The sequence below is a fragment of the Enterococcus sp. DIV0756 genome (assembly GCF_051710745.1).
Classification (GTDB): Bacteria; Bacillota; Bacilli; order Lactobacillales; family Enterococcaceae; genus Enterococcus_A.
On sequence record NZ_JBIOLF010000001.1, the window covers coordinates 450527 to 468012 of the forward strand.

Here is a 17486-nt window from a genome sequence, read left to right on the forward strand (position 1 = left end):
AGGGTCTATGGAAAAGGTAAGCTTAGAGGTCGGGACTGCGGTCTATTTACGAGCGGCTAGCAGCTATATTCGGATGCAGGTTTTTGTGCTAGAGAAATCGCTGGCATTGTCCGACGAATTCGATCAGAATGATACGCCGGATACTATTTATGCGGTTCTTTTTGCGGGAACCCTCCCGATAACGACGGCCCGCTTTTTACAGGAAAGTAATGGAGTGGCTCGGATTGGTCGTGTGGCGACTCTGAAGGAGTATCGCGGAAAGCAATTGGGCAGTCAAGTGGTGACGGCTTTGGAGGCTTTGGCTGAGGAAAAAGGTTTTGAACAGATTTTGATCCATGCAGAATTGACCGCGGCAAAATTCTACGAAAATTTGGGATATACTAGAATTGGAAAGCCTTACGATGAAGATGGCGTACCTTGTATAACACTGGAAAAATGGCTTTAGCATAACTGAGAGGGTGGACAGGTGATGGAGCATCAAGAGCAAGCAATACTGTATTTTCAAGCTGGTCGAAACTGTTGTCAAGCGGTCGTCGGTGCCTATTGTCATGAGCTGGGGATGACTGAAGAGCAAGCAAACGAGCTTGGTGCTAGCTATGGCGGGGGAAATTATCAAGGGCTGTGCGGTGCCTTAGCTGGGACCTATATCGTGGCGAATTATTTAAAAGGCACACCGGAAATCGCTGATCCCGCGAAATGCAAAGATGACGAGGCAGGCAAATGCATGGTGGAGATGACCCAAGATTTTGAACGGGCATGCGGCTCGCTTTATTGTACGAAACTACTTGGAAAAACACCTTGCTCAGACTATGTATGTGTAGCGACAAAAATTGTTGAAGAGAATTTGTTCGATTAAAGGTTAAGGATCAATCATCAAAGAAAGATGATTGGTCCTTTTTTGTTTATGTCTTCCTACGGAGAACAATTCTTTGCTGGTCTTTTGAAAAAATAGTACTATCAAAAAAAGGAGATGTTACTATGAAAGTTGTCGTTATTGGTGGAGTAGCGGGCGGACCGTCTTTTGCTACACGCTTGCGTCGTTTGAATGAAGAACACGAAATCGTGATTTATGAACGTGGAGAAAATATATCCTATGCTAGCTGTGCGCTGCCCTATTATTTAGGTGGAGTGATCGAAGACTTAGATTCTTTAATTGAACGTACACCGGAAATTTTAAAAGTAAAAAACAATATCGATGTGTTGACGAAGCACGAAGTCCAAGCAATCGATCCGGATAAGAAGCAATTGATGGTCAAAGACTTGCGGACTGGTGAGGAATCAACAACGAACTATGATAAATTAGTGATTTCCGCAGGTGCTCGGCCTACTCTGCCACCAATCAAAGGCGCAGATAAGGCGGAAAATGGGTTTGTCCTACGCAGTGTTACAGACGCAGCGGATATCAAAGCCTATATGTATGCTCACCATCCTAAGAATGTTTTAGTTTTAGGCGCGGGTGTCATGGGCTTAGAATTAGCGGAAAACTTTAAACATCGGGGGATGGATGTTACCTTAGTGGATCAATTGCCGCAAGTGGCCTTTCCTTATGATGAAGAAATTGCGGAGTTGATTTATGATAAATTAATCGAAAATGGGCTGCGTGTTCACTTGAGTACACGAGTAGAAGAAATCCGCCAAGCTGGAAAAGAAGTCGTGTTATCTGATGGAACAAGTCTTAACCCAGATTTGATCCTATTCGCGACTGGAGTAGCGCCGAATAATGAAGTGGCAAAAACCGCCGGCATCGAATTATCCGAGGATGGTCAGATCATCGTCAACGATCAATTAGAAACGAATGTACCAGATATCTATGCGATTGGAGATATTATCAAAACAACCAGTGTGGTGACGGGGTTAGCGACTTCTAGTATGTTGTCTAGTGCGGCTAATCGTCAAGGACATATGTTAGCGGACATGATCAATGGGACGCCAATGCGCTATCGCGGTTATATCGGGGCAGGGGTAGCGAAGATTTTTGATTACACTGCAAGTTATGCAGGAATGACCGAGCATGCGTTGAAAGCTGCAGGGATTACGAATTATAAATCGATTTTTGTGACACCTTTTGATCATGCCTATTTTTATCCAGGTGCAACTCGTTTGAATCTAAAAATTATTTTCGATGCGACGAGCGGAAAAATCTTAGGCGGTCAAGCCGTGGGTGAAAAAGGGGTCGACAAACGGATGGGTGAATTGTCTGTGGCAATCACTGGAAATCTGACGGTCTTTGATTTACCTGATTTAGAGTTACCATACTCACCGCCATATTCAACCACCCGGGATCCATTGAATATCGCAGGTTACGTAGCGATCAATCAAATGACCAATGTGGTAGAGACAATCAAAGTCACGGATATTCCAGCAGAAGATTTAGCGAATGCCTTTTTCTTGGATATTCGTGAACCGGATAAAGCAACATCCGGCAGTATTGAAGCAACGAAAAATATTCCTATGAATGAGCTGCGGGATCGGATCAATGAGATTCCAAGAGATCGCAAAGTCTATATTACTTTTAGAAAAGGTTTGAACACCTATACTTCTGCGCGTATCTTAGCAGGGTTTGGCATTCCAGCGATTTTGATTGAGGAGTAAATCATGAGCAAATTTAAAGAAGTATTTGACTCAGCTCAACAATTTTTGATCCTGCAAGCCTATATTGACTCACAACTTTCTGAAGAGGAATTGATGAACTTTACCTTAGTCGAAGCGACTGACGAAACGCCGGTTGTTTTCTATCAAAAAGGGGTGATGATTATCCATACGAAACTTGATTTGGATCAATTTACCCATGAGTTTTTTCCGCACGAGAAGATTGGCTTGCATTCTGAAAATAAGCAAGTGATCGTGGAGCTGCCAAATCAAGAGCTTCAAATCCGTTTTGAAACTGTCGAAGAAACAAAACAATTCGTTAAGGATATCAGGTATTTATTCGCACGATAGGATTCGGATAGTTGCTCATCGAATAGCCTCGTAGTAAAGTGAAAGTAGAGAATAAATGAGGAGGATTCAAGATGAAGAACACGGAATTCGCAATGGAAATGCTGGATCGTGCGCAGGAACGTTTTGTGGATACCTTTGATCAGATGACAACCGAAGAAGCCAATAAAATGCCGGCTCGTTTGATCAAATCGGTGGTTTGGTTGATGTGGCATACAGCCCGGGAATTGGATATGCAAATCTCTGATCTAAACGGCACGGAATTTTTATGGACAAGTGCTGGCTGGTCAGAAAAATTTGCTTTGGATTTGCCCGACGATACACCGGATTATCGACACACGCCTGAAGAAGCGGAAAAAGTGGTGGTATCCGATCGACAATTAGTTCTAGATTATTTATCAGCTAGTATCGACTTTACCAAGGAATACTTGAAAAACGTCGATGAAGCTAGTCTGGCTGATGTGATCGATACCAACTGGAATCCGCCAGTCACCCGCCAAGTGCGGATCGTCTCTGCGATTGATGATGCCGTGATGCATTCGGGACAAGCTGTTTATACTAGAAGAATGGTGATTGGAAAATAAGATTTATACGAAGCAGATCTTTCAAAACGAGAGATCTGCTTTTTTCATTCGTATCGGTTTACAAACAAAGGGACATCGGTTAATATTAGAACGATCATTCTCGAAAGTGAGGTGGAGAATTATGGCTCGCACCAAAGAATTTGATGAACAAGTTGTTTTGACGAAAGCGATGAACTTATTTTGGGAACAAGGTTATGAAAAAACCTCCATGCAGGAGCTGGTCGATCGGATGGGTATTCATCGCCGGAGTATTTATGATACGTTTGGTGACAAGCATCAGCTATTTTTAAAAAGTCTTGCTTTGTACGAAGATACTCTAGCCAAACGAATCACACAGCGAGTTTCTTCAGATGAATCAGTCCAAGGGAAGATTCGTCGTTTACTCTCGATCACACTAGAACAAGATGAGAATCAACCTGCTGGATGCTTGATCGTAAATACAGCTTCTGAATTGGCTTTAATCGATGAAGAGGTCAGTCAAAGAATCAATGAGATATTTAACAGAAGCGAGAACTATATCTACAACTTATTAGTTGAAGGACAGCAAAAAGGTGAGATCGCAAAAACATTGCCGTTAAAACATGCTGCTCACTACTTACACACCGTTTGGCTCGGAGTACGTGTGGATGCCAAGGTTACAACTGATCCGGCAGAAAGTTATCAATCAATTGATCTGGCCTTAAGTATGATCAATTAGTTATCGTTTGTCTTGGCAAATCGCCGAGACAATAATTTTTACATTAATTAGAACGTTCATTCTAAAAAAGGAGAGTTATCATGAAAGCAGTCCAAATAGAGAAGTATACGAAAGATTTACAGACAAAGATGGAGGAGATCCCGGTACCAACGATTACTGACGATCAAGTCTTAGTAAAGGTGAAGGTAGCAGCGGTTAATCCACTAGAGCTATTGAATATCACGGGTGCTGTCAAGCTAATACAGGACTATTCGATGCCGTTGACTTTAGGAAATGAGTTAACCGGTGTTGTTGAAAAAGTAGGAGATAAGGTTAGAGATTATCAAATTGGAGAGAAAATTTATAGTCGATTACCTATTGAAAGTATCGGTGCGTTTGCGGAATATGTGGCAGTAGATGCCAAAGCAATCGCTCATCTTCCTGAAAATTTAGACTTCTCCACTGGAGCTGCTGCTGCTTTGACCGGCTTGACCGCTTATCAAGCGTTGCATGAGGAATTGCAGGCGAAGGCTGGGCAGACCGTATTTATTCCCGGAGGTTCAGGAAGCTTCGGACAAATGGCGATCCCGCTGGCTAAGGATCTAGGACTGACTGTGATCGTGTCAGGCAGTACTGAAGCAAGGGAGCGGACGCTGGCAGCTGGTGCAGACAAGTATTTAGATTATAAGTCGGAGAATTATTGGGAAATACTGGAGCCAGTCGATTTTGTGATGGATACTTTAGGTGAAAAGGAATTCGACCGAGAACTCTCGATTATTAAGCCGGGAGGGAAATTAGTCAGTTTGATCGCTGGACCAAATAAACAGTTTGCGATTGATAAAGGAATGTCAAAAACAAAGCAATTGCTTTTTGGATTAGCCGGAAAAAAATTCGATAAAAAAGCCCGAGAAAAAGGTATCGAATACCGGTTTATCTTCGTTCGTTCTGATGGGAAACAATTGAAGGAGATTAGCCGTATTATCGAGATAAATAATATTGTACCTGCCATAGATCCGACCGTTTTTCGACTAGAGGATGTTAATCAAGCCTTGCAGCTAGTCGCAAAAGGACATCCGAAGGGAAAAGTGTTGCTTCGGGTGGATTAAAGTGAAAGAGTTAGAAATATCTCCCTACTATGTTCTATTAAGGAAAATCAGAAGGTAGAATAGTTTAACGGCTTTCTTTAAAATAGATTCAAACCTAAAATCCTGCTCATCTTCAATAATGAGCAGGATTTTTTTGAGCTCGATAATAATTTGTAGGTGTCACTAGAGCAAATCATAATCGCAGGAAGCCATCTATTAAGAGCGATTTTCGAAAAAATTTTCAAAGTGTAGTCGGCCAGCTCTGCTCCACTAAGCGTATATTATTTTTTTTCAACAATGATAGAAAAGCTGTAAGTTGTTCGGGAGTGATAAGGGTGTGTTGGCCCAAATCTCACGAGTTCCAAATTATTTGCCGGATATTGCGTTTCAAAGGTTATCCCGCTGTAAACAGGATAGTGTTGATTATTATGCGAGAAATTTTCTTGTGTAGCATTGAATGTATAAATAACGACGCTTGGTAATGATGTCCTAAAAGTTACCTGGCGCCCATTTGTCGGATGTCTCAAAATTCCGGAATAATCCTTATAGAGCTGATAGGTGTGATTAATGCCATGTAACGTTGGTAATGAAAACAGCTTGCTCAAGTTTTGAAAATCAAAATGTTCTGGGACCTTCACAGGATCAACAGACTGAATCAAACCGTTTTCTTCATGATAGATTGAAGCGGAATCAAGCTTAAAAAGGTGATTCGTGACCGGTATGAAAGCTGAACCATTCAAATTGAAATACATATGGTTTGTCGGATTGAGATACGTTGTAACTTTAGGATTCACCAAAATTTCCATCGTCAGATTGTAATTCCTGTCAAGGATATAAATAACTGAAGCCTGATAGTCTGAGGTTGAGTGACTAAAAGATACAGTAACAGAATCATCATTTTCTGTAATCGATTGATCCCAAACCACCTTGTCCCAGCCATCAGAACCTCCATGAAAATGAATTGGCGGTCGATTCTTTTCGAGAGTAGTCTGGCCTACTTCATATCGACCAGCTAAAGGACCAACGATACTTCCGGCAAAGGTTTTATTATTCAACCAAATATCTTTAGGAGGAGCCATTAAAATATTTTCCATATTGTTGTGATTATCTGAAAATAGAATTTCGAAAACGGAAGCACCAAGATTTGAAAAGGTCACTTCTAACTCTTTTTTTAGTGAAATTTTGGTAAATATTACGCTTTTATCAATGTAATCATAGGATAATTGAAACATCAGATCCCTCCTTTTTGTCAGTATAACTTTATCTGAAAAGAATTTCCACAGGTATTGACAGTTTTTGAAAATAATGTATTATTGTTTTTGTAAACGCAAACAGAAAGGGGTTGCATTTTTTGGATTCAAGTATTTTGAAAGAAACGTATGATGTGGTAGTAGCTGGTGGAGGGATGTCAGGAGCATTTGCCGCGATCGCCGCTGCGAGAAACGGTGCGAAGACATTAATCATTGATCAAAACGGGTATTTTGGGGGAACACTTACAGCGAATGGAGTCGGCCCGATGATGACGTACTTTGCTGGAGATAAACAAGTTATTTTAGGATTGGGACAAGAAATGGTCGAACGTCTAGTTGAACGCGGTTATTCACCCGGGCATGTGCTGGATTCCACAAACTACATTTCTTATGTAACGCCATTTTCAGCTGAAGGATTGAAAATAGTTTTGGATGAGATGGTCAGTGAATCAGGCGCGGATGTTTTATTCCACACCTATCTGATTGGGTTGGAAAAAGAAGCTGGCGAAATCAAAAATATCTCAATTGTTAACAAAGATGGAATCAGTCATATTTCAAGTAAGGTATTTATTGATGCGACAGGTGATGGCGATCTAGCAGTAATGTCTGAAGTGCCATTCCAATTAGGTCGGGAAACGGACAATGCGATGCAGCCGATGACGATGAACCTAAAGGTCTATGGTGTTGATACACAAAAACTTCGTGAGGCAGTGTTAAATGATCCAGCGAAATTCCCACGCCTAAACAGGGATTTAGAGGTCATGAAAAACACAGAAATTTTATCCTTCGTTGGTTTTGATGATGAATTTAAAAAAGCCAAAGAAGAAGGTCGGATCAGCATTCCACGAGAAGATATCCTTTTCTTTGAAACCAATGTACCGGGAGAATTTATCATGAACACTTCACGGATCATCAATGAAAGCGGTGTATCTGCTGAAGGCCTGACCCGAGCAGAAATGATTGGTCGCAAACAATGCGAAGAATTGTATCATTTCTTAGTTGAATCAGTACCAGGTTTTGAAAACGCGAAAATCGCCTATAGCGGACCAAGTGTTGGTGTTCGCGGAACGAGACAGATCAAAGGCAAGTACACGTTGACGAACCAAGATGTTTTAGAAAACAAACCATTTAAATCAACCATTGCTCACTCAGGCTACCCAATTGATATCCATAATCCAAAGGGTGAAGGAACTGTTTCCGTACATGCCAATCAAACCGAAGAGGTCGCGCATGAAAAATTCGATAAGTCCGTATTTGACAGCTATTATCGTATCCCTTATGAAATCATGATTACGAATGAAGTCAGCAACCTGATCGTAACTGGCCGCTGTGTCTCAGCATCCTTTGAAGCGCAAGCAGCGATCCGTACGACACCAACAATGACAGCACTAGGGCAAGCGGCCGGTACAGCAGCAGCAATAGCTGCGAATGGCAATCAAGCAGCTGGAGAGATCGACATTAAGGAATTACAAAATAAATTGATTGAGCAAAAGAGCTTTATCGAAATATAGGAGGAAAAAAATGGCGACAGTACAGTTAGTGGGAATATTGTTAGTATTTTTTATTTTAGTTGGTTTGATGATGACCAGAAAGGTTCCAACGATTCTAGCTTTACCGATTATGGCTATCGCGATTTCTTTGATTGCAGGGATCACATTGATCTCGAAGGACCCAGAGCAATTTACAATTGTTAAAGATGTTTTAGAAGCTGGTTCGATGCGAATGTCGACTGCAATCTCTGGTTTGATTTTTGGATCATTGTTCGGGAAAGTATTATCTAAAGTTGGAGTTACTGAAACAATTATCAAAAAAGCAGCGGAAATGGCTGGCGACAAAGCCTTACCGATTGCTCTTTCATTCTTAGCAGTTTGTTCAGTGATTTTTGCAGCTAGTAATGGACTAGGCATGGTGATCTTAGTTGGAACGATCATTGTTCCGATCATGATCTCGGCAGGTCTTTCACCGATGGTCAGCGGGATTATTTTACTACTGGCAAATGGAATCGGCGTAAACTTTTCAGTTTCGACGTTAGCTGTTTATATCGATGTATTAGGTTTAAAACTAAGTGAAGTTACTTCGTATTCATGGATGGTTGGACTACCATTGATCATCGTTTCAGTTATTATGGTTGTTTATTATGTTCAATTCAGTGGAAAACGTCGCAAAGCCTGGGCGATGCCGACTAAGCAAGGCCGTAACGGTCAAGTTCGCAGTATTGCTTTGATCTCACCGATCATCCCAGTTGTTCTAGTTTTTGCTTTCCAAGTTCCATTAGTAGCAGCAATTATAGTTGGGATTATCGTAACGTTAATTTTGAGTACACCGAAAAATCCAATCCATGTTGTCAGCAGCGCTTTTGTTGAAGGAATCCAAGAAGTTGCTGGGGCCGCTGGATTAATGATCGGTATCGGAATGCTGCTGAATGCAGTAATGTCTGCCGAAGTTTCAACTATTTTACAACCAGCGATCTCTATGATGATTCCTAAAAACCAATTGATGTTCGTTCTGATTTTTGGACTTCTTTCGCCATTGGCAATTTATCGTGGCCCTTTAAATGTTTGGGGACTAGGAAGTGGGATTATTTCCCTGTTAGTTGCAGGCGGAATGAATCCAATCGCTGCGATGGTCGCATTACGTTTAGACAGCAACGTGCAATCTGTTTGTGATCCAACCAACTCCCATAATGTTTGGGTGTCAGATTTTATCAAGACAGATGTCAATGAAGTAATGAAGAAAACGATTGGCTGGGTAGCGGTTTCCACCTTCGTTGGTTTAGTTGTCGCTTCGTTCTTCCTATATTAATAAGAGATTGAAGGTAAAGAAAATGGGGAAAAAAGTAAGAATTGGGATAGATGTCGGTGGTACCTTTACAGATGCGGTGGCGATCGATAACGAAACCTATGAAGTAATTGCAAAATTAAAGATACCAACTACTCATGAAGAAGGCGTAGCTAGAGGAATCGTAAAAATTATCCAAAAGCTTTTGGGTGAAAACAATATTGCACCCGAAGATGTGATCTTCATCGCACACGGAACCACCCAAGCAACGAACGCGTTGCTTGAGGGAGATGTAGCAAAAGTTGGAATCGTCGGCATGGGTACCGGAATGGATGCTCGTACTGCGAAAAAAGAAACGTCAATCGAACATATTGAGTTAGCGCCCAATAAGTACTTGCACTCTGAACATGTCTTCGTCGATTCGGCAAAATTAACCGAACAAGAAGTTGAAAAAAGTATTCATGAGCTGGTAAATAAGGATTGTCAGGTAATCGTTGCCAGTGAAGCGTATTCTGTCGATGATCCTGAAAATGAAATGCGTGTGATCCAAAAGGCACAGGAAGAAAAGTTATTTGCGACAGGAGGTCATGAGATCTCTCAGCTTTACGGCTTGAAAATGCGGACACGGACAGCCGTCGTGAATGCTTCACTGATTCCGAAAATGATGCAGACAGCCAATATGACAGAATCAGCAGTCTTAGATACAAAAATCCAATCAGGTCTAATGATCATGCGCTGTGACGGTGGGGTAATGAGCATCAATGAAGTACGCCAACGCCCGATCTTAACAATGCTATCTGGTTTAGCTGCAGGTGTTGCAGGCGCATTGATGTATGAAAAAGTCAGCGACGGGATCTTCTTTGAAGTCGGTGGGACCAGTGTCGATATCTCTGTCATCAAGAACGGGAAAGTAATGATCAAATACGCCCAGGTCGGTGGACACAAAACGTATCTTCGTTCATTGGATGTTCGCACATTAGCGGTTGCGGGTGGAAGTATGATCCGTGTGAAAGATAAAAAAATCGTGGATGTCGGTCCGCGCAGTGCCCACATCGCTGGTTTAGAATACGAATGCTTTACTGATGTGAAGAACTTAGCTGATCCAACGATCGAGTTTGTTTCTCCACGGGAGGGTGATCCGAATGAATATGTAGTCGTTCAAGGAACCGGCACTAACGTATATTCTTATACATTAGCAGGTGCGGCGAACTTATTAGGCTATGTTCCCGAAGATGATTACGCCCAGGGAAATGCTGTAGCGAATAAAAAAGCATGGGATGCTTTAGGGGCTTATCTTGGAACATCTGCTGAAGATGCCGCAAAAGAAGTCATGAATTTTGCGATGGAAAAACTAGAACCAGTCATTAATGATTTGATCAACGAATACGAGATGGATCGCAGCTTCATTACATTAGTCGGAGGCGGCGGATCTGGCGCAATCGTCGTACCAGCGTTAGCGGAATATTATGACTATAAATGGAAGTTAGCTAAAAATGCACCATACATTTCAACAATCGGTGTCGCATTAGCGATGGTCCGTGAACAAATCGAACGTTCAATTACGAATCCAAGTGAAAGCGACATTAAAAAAATTCGAGCAGATGTTATCGAGAAAATCATTCAATCGGGTGCCAATGAGGAAACGGTCGAAGTCAATATCGAGATCGATACTCAACGCAATATCGTTCGGGCAGTGGCAACTGGGGCAACTGAATTACGTCAAAAGAGTCTGGGCGCATCGGAAGTGACAGAAGATCAGCTGAAAACAATCAGTTCAGAAGCTTTAGGGCTGGACACGAATAGTATCAAATGTGCTGGAAAAGTAGGCCGTTGGAATCTGATGGATGCAACGGTCGTTAAGAAGAAACTCTTCTTCAAGAGCAAACGCACGAATGTCTGTGTGGTTGACCGTGAAGGAGTGGTTCGATTCAAACACAGCAACGCTCACTATTTTAAATTCCCTAAAAATCAATCTGATAAAGAGTTTCTTTCTTTTATTGATGAACATACGATTTATTCAGATGCCAATGCAACGATTCCAAAAGTATTCTTGTTCTTTAGAGAAAAAATGTTAGACTTGACTGGAATGCAGACGCTGGAACAATTAACATCGATCATGGATGTTGAGACAGAAAATTTAGATACGAATGAAGAAGTCATTGCGGTAGCGTATAAATAAAAAGGAGCAACAATGGATTATTTTTCAGACGAATTTTTAGCTTATTTGGAATTGAAGCAAGACATGCTGTTTCATAAGATACCCGTAGAAGATATCTGGAATTATCTTGAAAAATCTTTGGAAATTGGTAAAAGCTTTGTTTCAAAATTAAAATCAAAGGATATTTTTGAACTGTACGCGGAAAGTGACATCAGGATCAAAGAGGAAAAACATGATGGTGTCTTCTATAAGGTGCAGATGCGGGCGCAATTTGAATCGGATCGAAAAGGCAATAACCTCGTGTATTTGTATGAGAAATCAATTGCTCAATTGGCAGAGGCAAACAAATTGGGATTAACTGAAATGAAGCGGATCATATTGGCTCACGAATATTTTCATTATTTAGAAGAAAAAAGTGAAAGTCATGTCTATGATCAATTTGCGCCGATTGAAAGTGCGAAAATTCTGGGATTTTCTCAAAAAGCTCATATTCGTCGAACGAGTGAAATAGCAGCGAATGCGTTTGCGAAACACTTGTTAAACTTAAAACATTTACCAAGCTTCTACGATTATCAATATCTCTTAAGTAAAAACCAACTATCTATGCAGGATATTGAAGAAGAGTATGCGCAATTTAACGCTTTAAAAAGAACGTAGACAAACAGCTAGATGCGAAAGCGTCTAGCTGTTTGTTTCGAAAGGAAGATTAGATGTCAGAGAAAAGATTTGGAAGTATTGAAGCAGGTGGAACAAAATTTGTTTGTGCGGTAGGAAATGAAAAGTTTAAGATTCTTGAGACAAGTATCTTTCCCACTGGAGAACCTGATAAAACAATGGCGCATGTGAAAGCTTTCTTTGAAAAACATCCAGTTGATGCTTTGAGCATTGGAACATTTGGTCCAGTAGATATTGATCAAAGCTCTTCAACTTACGGGGCAATTTTAGCTTCTCCAAAAAAAGCTTGGCAAGGGTTCAATTTTATCCAAGCCGTAAAAGAATGGTTTTCAGGATCAGTATTTCTAACAACCGATGTAAATTCGAGCACTTATGGAGAATATACGATGGGCGGCGCTAAGGAAGACGCTTCCTGTGTCTATGTAACTGTCGGAACTGGAATTGGCGCTGGGGTGATCCAAAACAATCAATTTGTCGGTGGAACGACTCACTTAGAAATTGGACATGGGTTTATTCATCGTCACGAAGCCGACTTCGATTTTTCTGGCGTGTGTCCTTATCATGGCGGAAGTTGTTTTGAAGGAGTTGCCGCTGGTCCAAGTATCGAAGCGCGGACTGGGATCAGTGGTGAAAATCTTCCGCAAGACCATCCTGTATGGACGATCGAAGCTTATTATTTAGCGCAATTAGCGTATGATCTGCGGGTAAACTTTGCACCTGCAAAAATTATTTTTGGCGGCGGAGTAATCAATGAGGAACTGATAGAAAAGGTTCGAATCCAATTTGAAGAAATAAATGCGGGATATGTAGTAGTGCCATCATTGAACGAGTTTATCGTATCCTCAACATTTGAAGATAACGCAAGTGCGACAGTTGGGAATTTTGCATTAGCGCAAAAAGTACTTAATGAAGACAATCAAGCATAAAAAAATACTCAATCAACGTTAAACAGTTGGTTGAGTATTTTTGTTACCATTCATAAATAGCCGAATCAGCGGATTCATAGGAATTAATGATCGTATCGCTGCTTAGTTTCCGCTGACGCAACCCGCGATTATCTCGCAAAATCGTCGCAAAAATGATATCGAACACTAAAGAAATCATCACTGAATTGGTCAGTACAAGTGAATTATTCGCGGACATGTGATCTGGAATAATGAACTTGATATCGATCATATCGCTGACCTTCGGATTGTCATTACTTGAGATCAAAATAGTTTTGACATCTTTGCGTTTGATCTTTGTCAAGAAGGGAATGATGTCCTTTGTAATGACTGATGGAACGACTGCGATCAAGACCGAGTCACTGCTCATGTTTTCAATCGCCAGCTGTGTTTCTAAGTTCTCTTTTAGAGTCGTGACTTCCATCCCTAGTTGACGAAGTTTGAAGGCAAATTCCTTGCTGACAAAGGAAGTATTGTAGATCGATAAAATGAATACTTTGCGATTGAGTGTGATCATCGATGCTGCATCTTCAATGTCTTGAGCATCCAGCATCGCGCATGTATTCGTTAACATTTTTTGGTAATCAAGCGTTACGTATTCGATCAAGTTCGATTCATCGAAGGACTTTTCTTGATCCTCCAGGTGAGTCATGCTTTGAGCCAAGGCGATCTTAAATTTATTAAACCCTTTAAAACCAATTTTTTTACTGAAGCGATTAATGCTGGCTTCCGAAGTATTGGTCTTTTTGGCTAAATTTGTGATGGTATTTGAAATAACATATTCAGGATTTTCAATTACAAATTTACTGATGTCGTGTTCACTAGAAGTAAAACTAGATTCTAATGACTTTATTTTTAATAATACAGCGGATTGCATGTCATCTCCTCGTTTCTTTCCCCATTATATCAATAAAACCAAGTACTGAGTAGTTAGTTCACTTAAGTTTTTTTGTAAAAAAAGAGCTTGTTGATAGGCCGTTGAATTTTTCGCTTCAATGAAGTTGGAAAAAATAATTCTTTTCCAAAAAGCGAAGGATTTGAACTTTTTATAAAAAAACAAATCCACATACGATTTATGCTGGAACTTTTAAAGTTTGTACAATAATTCTTCAGCACAAAAAAGCGAAAGATGAAGTGTTATATTTTAAGCAAAAAGAGAAGGTTCTTTCAGCACTGTTGAGTATGGGATTAATGAATATATCAAATCTTTCATTTTCATTGTGAGAAAGGTTCTCGCTTGTTACAATGCTTAAAGCGCATACACTGGTGTAGGTCCGATAGCTGACGCTTCTCTAAAAGAGACACGTTTTGCATCGTCGGATGGAAAAAGTTCAACTTTTCTATTTGAAAGGGTTTTCCTATACTGAACGTGTAAATGATTACGCTTGCAAAAAAGGAGAGGTGAGGATGAGGGAAGTACAAATACTGACAGCATTAAGAGAGCACGACTACTTGAAAATCGATCAGTTGGCAAAAATGATTGGTGTTTCCTCACGGACGATCCGTAATGATCTGCAAGAGCTATCAGAATTACAGCAAGGCTTTACTATTGAAAAATCTCCAAAGCTGGGTTGTCATTTGGTTATTTCTGATGAACAAAAGTTCTCAATGTTTTTATCGGGATTTTCCGAGGTGCCGATTGAGATGCAAAAAGATCGGATCGAATCTTTGCTAAGCTTACTGCTAATCGATGAAAATTATCAGACGGTGAAACACCTAAGTAATGAACTGCTGGTTAGCGGCAGTCAAATAAAAAAGGACCTTTCGAAACTTGAATTATATCTGAAAGGCAGCTCGTTAATTTTGGAGCGCAAAGCGCATTACGGCATCCGCATCATTAGTGAGTTAAAAAATCGTTTTTTGCTATTACTGGATTGTTATAGGAGAGGCAATGCAAAATTGCTGGAAAAGCTGGAGGGCGCCTTTACTCTTGAAACACAGAAACAGTTGAAGGACAACCTCTATCATTTGATCCGCGGTCACGACTGGGAAATTGATTATGTGGAATTTCGTCGGCTGGAAGAAGAACTATTCTTACTGCTGTTGATTAAGGAGAGGTCAGAAGCGGCAGATATACCGAATTCCTTGTTAACAGAGGTTCTCCAAGGAACGGTGATCACTACACCTACTCAAAAAGCGATTCATGACTATTTTGAAGCCAGTCTATTAGCGAAAACGAAGAAGCTTGAGATTCTTAGCAATAAACAATTGCTGAAAGAAGAAATCACCAACTATTTTCTTCAAATGGATGAACAACAGCACACACATTTTTCGACGGATCATGAGTTTTTGGATCTTGTTTATCTCCATGTTGCGGCATTGATTGAACGTTCAAGAAAGGACGTAAATTTCAGCAATCCTTACTTGGTGGATATCAGCAAGGATTATCCGGTAATCTTTAATTTTGCAGTGATGTTTTCGAAATGGCTGGAGGAAAAGTTTCAATTGAAGATTGCTTCAGATGAGGTTGGTTATCTAGCGACCCATATGACGGTTCCTTATCACAAGTGGCAGCAAACATTGATCGAAAATATTTATCGAATTGCCGTCGTTTGTTCCTCTGGCGGCGGGATGGCCTATCTTGTAGAAATGAAGTTGCGGCGGATTTTCCCGCGGGCCAAGATTCAGACTTTCTCGATGTTTGAAATAGAGAAGATTCAGGAGTATTTTCCGGATTTGATCTTTTCGATTATTGAGCTGACGATCGAAGTGGATTGTCCCGTGATCTTGATGAGTGAGATTCAAAGCGAACTTGATTATTTGGAGGTCAGTGAAAATCTTAGTCTTTTAAAAAGCGATGAAAACTTTTCGATCGAGCGCGCTTTCTTTGATTTATTTTCCGAATCACTGTTTCGGATTGAACAGAAGCGGAGCTATTCTGACATCTTAGTTGCATTGGCAGATCAAGTGGAGGCGAAGGTGGGATTTGCTGGATATAAGGACTCATTGATGGAACGCGAGAATTATTTATCCACCATTTATCAACATGGCGTCGCGATTCCCCATCCATTAATCATGTCAGGTAAGGAAAATCGCGTGGCGGTTTGCTTATTACCAGAAGGAGCCAGCGGAACGGAGCGCGAAGCCAAAATCATTTTTATGGTCTCTTTAAAAGCGGAGCAGTTGGATATCCATCAAATTATTTCAAAAGAATTGAGCAAGCTGATGAACCATCCAGCCGCGATTAATGCGCTGGTTGAAAGTAAAGATTACCACGAATTTTACTATACATTAAAACGGGTCTTAGGAAGAAGGAAGCAGAGTGAACATTGAATTTTTGAGAAACCTTTCCAACGCGGACGGGATTGCCAGCAATGAAAAAGAAGTTCGTCAAGCCATTTTAGCGGAGTTGGCAGAACTGCCTTATGAAAAACAAACAGATGGTCTTGGCAGCTTGATCTTTACGAAAAAGGGCAAAAGTCCGAAGAGCATCATGATCTGCGGGCATATGGATGAGGTCGGCTTCATGGTTCGCAGCATCAGTCATTTAGGCTTGATTCATTTAATGGTGGTTGGCGGTGTCAAACCAATCGCCCAGCATTTGCAAAAAATCCGCATCACGACCTTTGATGGTAAAAAAATCAGCGGGGTCATTAACGGCGAGTATCGCGATGGGAAAACGGAAAATCTTTATTGTGATATCGGCGCAACAACAGCAGAAGAAGTGGCTGAATTAGGGATCGAAGTCGGCAATATGGCTTGCTATGCGACGGAGTTTGAAGCATTTGCGGTGAAGGATATCTACGCTGGAAAAGCCTTTGATGATCGGTTGGCTTGCTTTGTGATGGGAGAATTAATGAAGCGCTTCGCGAATGTTGAACTGCCGCTAACCGTTCATTTTGCCAATACTAGCAGTGAAGAAGTCGGCATTCGCGGGGCGAAGACGGCGGTTCAAGCAATCAATCCGGATCTTGTTTTCGTGATTGATGTCGCGACCTTTAGTACCGAATTTGTTCGCGATCATACCAATCAGCGGCAAATCGGCAAAGGACCGATCTTAACCCATTTCGACCGAACCTTAGCACCGAATTTAGAAATGGTCCATTACGTCAAAGAAACGGCTAAAAGTAAAAATATCCCGCTGCAATTGGATATGTTCAATTCTGGCGGAACCGATGGCGGAGAAGCCCATAAGGTAAACGAAGGCAAGTCGACGGTCGTTACGATCTTGCCGGTTCGCTACGGACATTGTGCTTATTCGATCGTGAATAAACGAGATGTAGAGCAAATGATCGATCTGTATGAAGCGTTAATCAAAAATTTTACGGAAGAAACGTATCACCGCATGGTGGACTTCATTTAAAGGGTGCCAGTCCAACTTTGTCAGTTTGTCAAAAAGATGAGAGAGTTCAAATTTTTAAAGCCGAAACTTTGAAACAAAAGGTTTAGTTGAATGGTA

Annotated in this window: 16 protein-coding genes; 14 read left to right on the plus strand and 2 right to left on the minus strand. The window is 41.0% G+C overall.

Features of this window, described 5'->3' with window-relative positions:
* Positions 1-7: 7 nt before the first annotated feature.
* The 7 genes from IGI44_RS02225 (at position 8) to IGI44_RS02255 (ending at position 5303) form a co-directional block, all read left to right on the plus strand.
* Positions 8-445, plus strand: a complete 438-nt coding sequence (locus IGI44_RS02225; protein WP_438786127.1) for a GNAT family N-acetyltransferase — start codon at positions 8-10, stop codon at positions 443-445.
* 24 nt (positions 446-469) lie between these two features.
* The gene (locus tag IGI44_RS02230; protein WP_438786128.1) at positions 470-856 is read left to right on the plus strand and encodes a C-GCAxxG-C-C family protein; all 387 of its coding nucleotides are present in this window, start codon (positions 470-472) and stop codon (positions 854-856) included.
* Between the two features lie 122 nt (positions 857-978).
* Positions 979-2592, plus strand: a complete 1614-nt coding sequence (locus IGI44_RS02235; RefSeq protein WP_438786130.1) for an FAD-dependent oxidoreductase — start codon at positions 979-981, stop codon at positions 2590-2592.
* A 3-nt stretch (positions 2593-2595) separates the two neighbouring features.
* Positions 2596-2940 (plus strand): hypothetical protein, encoded by a 345-nt coding sequence (locus IGI44_RS02240; protein WP_438786132.1) that lies wholly within the window; start codon positions 2596-2598, stop codon positions 2938-2940.
* A 71-nt stretch (positions 2941-3011) separates the two neighbouring features.
* Positions 3012-3521: a DinB family protein gene (locus tag IGI44_RS02245; protein ID WP_438786134.1), complete on the plus strand. Its 510-nt coding sequence runs from the start codon at positions 3012-3014 to the stop codon at positions 3519-3521.
* 121 nt (positions 3522-3642) lie between these two features.
* Entirely contained in the window at positions 3643-4218 is a 576-nt protein-coding gene (locus IGI44_RS02250) for a TetR/AcrR family transcriptional regulator (protein ID WP_438786135.1), read from the plus strand.
* Between the two features lie 80 nt (positions 4219-4298).
* Positions 4299-5303, plus strand: a complete 1005-nt coding sequence (locus IGI44_RS02255; protein ID WP_438786136.1) for an NADP-dependent oxidoreductase — start codon at positions 4299-4301, stop codon at positions 5301-5303.
* 260 nt (positions 5304-5563) lie between these two features.
* On the opposite strand, the gene IGI44_RS02260 is transcribed toward IGI44_RS02255, so the two are convergent.
* Complete coding sequence (locus IGI44_RS02260) at positions 5564-6514, minus strand: hypothetical protein (protein WP_438786137.1); 951 nt, start codon at positions 6512-6514, stop codon at positions 5564-5566.
* Positions 6515-6633: 119 nt separating this feature from the next.
* On the opposite strand from IGI44_RS02260, the gene IGI44_RS02265 reads away from it, so the two are divergent.
* Genes IGI44_RS02265 through IGI44_RS02285 form a run of 5 tightly spaced genes read left to right on the plus strand, consistent with a single transcriptional unit; the run spans position 6634 to position 13069 of the window.
* Positions 6634-8043 carry an FAD-dependent oxidoreductase gene (locus IGI44_RS02265; protein WP_438786138.1) on the plus strand — a complete coding sequence of 470 codons (1410 nt, stop codon included), beginning with the start codon at positions 6634-6636 and terminating at the stop codon, positions 8041-8043.
* Positions 8044-8053: 10 nt separating this feature from the next.
* Entirely contained in the window at positions 8054-9334 is a 1281-nt protein-coding gene (locus IGI44_RS02270; RefSeq protein WP_438786140.1) for a citrate transporter, read from the plus strand.
* 22 nt (positions 9335-9356) lie between these two features.
* Entirely contained in the window at positions 9357-11489 is a 2133-nt protein-coding gene (locus IGI44_RS02275) for a hydantoinase/oxoprolinase family protein (RefSeq protein WP_438786141.1), read from the plus strand.
* 12 nt (positions 11490-11501) lie between these two features.
* Positions 11502-12125 carry a hypothetical protein gene (locus IGI44_RS02280; protein ID WP_438786142.1) on the plus strand — a complete coding sequence of 208 codons (624 nt, stop codon included), beginning with the start codon at positions 11502-11504 and terminating at the stop codon, positions 12123-12125.
* Between the two features lie 53 nt (positions 12126-12178).
* Positions 12179-13069 (plus strand): ROK family protein, encoded by an 891-nt coding sequence (locus IGI44_RS02285; protein ID WP_438786143.1) that lies wholly within the window; start codon positions 12179-12181, stop codon positions 13067-13069.
* Between the two features lie 43 nt (positions 13070-13112).
* Here IGI44_RS02285 and IGI44_RS02290 read toward each other — a convergent pair whose 3' ends face one another.
* Positions 13113-13964 carry a MurR/RpiR family transcriptional regulator gene (locus IGI44_RS02290; RefSeq protein ID WP_127977981.1) on the minus strand — a complete coding sequence of 284 codons (852 nt, stop codon included), beginning with the start codon at positions 13962-13964 and terminating at the stop codon, positions 13113-13115.
* A gap of 530 nt (positions 13965-14494) precedes the next feature.
* Between IGI44_RS02290 and IGI44_RS02295 the strand changes: the two genes are divergently transcribed.
* A complete protein-coding gene (locus IGI44_RS02295; RefSeq protein WP_438786144.1) occupies positions 14495-16360 on the plus strand; it encodes a BglG family transcription antiterminator in 1866 nt (621 codons plus the stop codon).
* Positions 16350-17390: an aminopeptidase gene (ypdE, locus tag IGI44_RS02300; protein ID WP_438786145.1), complete on the plus strand. Its 1041-nt coding sequence runs from the start codon at positions 16350-16352 to the stop codon at positions 17388-17390. The genes IGI44_RS02295 and ypdE overlap by 11 nt, the downstream gene beginning before the upstream one ends.
* Positions 17391-17486: the final 96 nt, after the last annotated feature.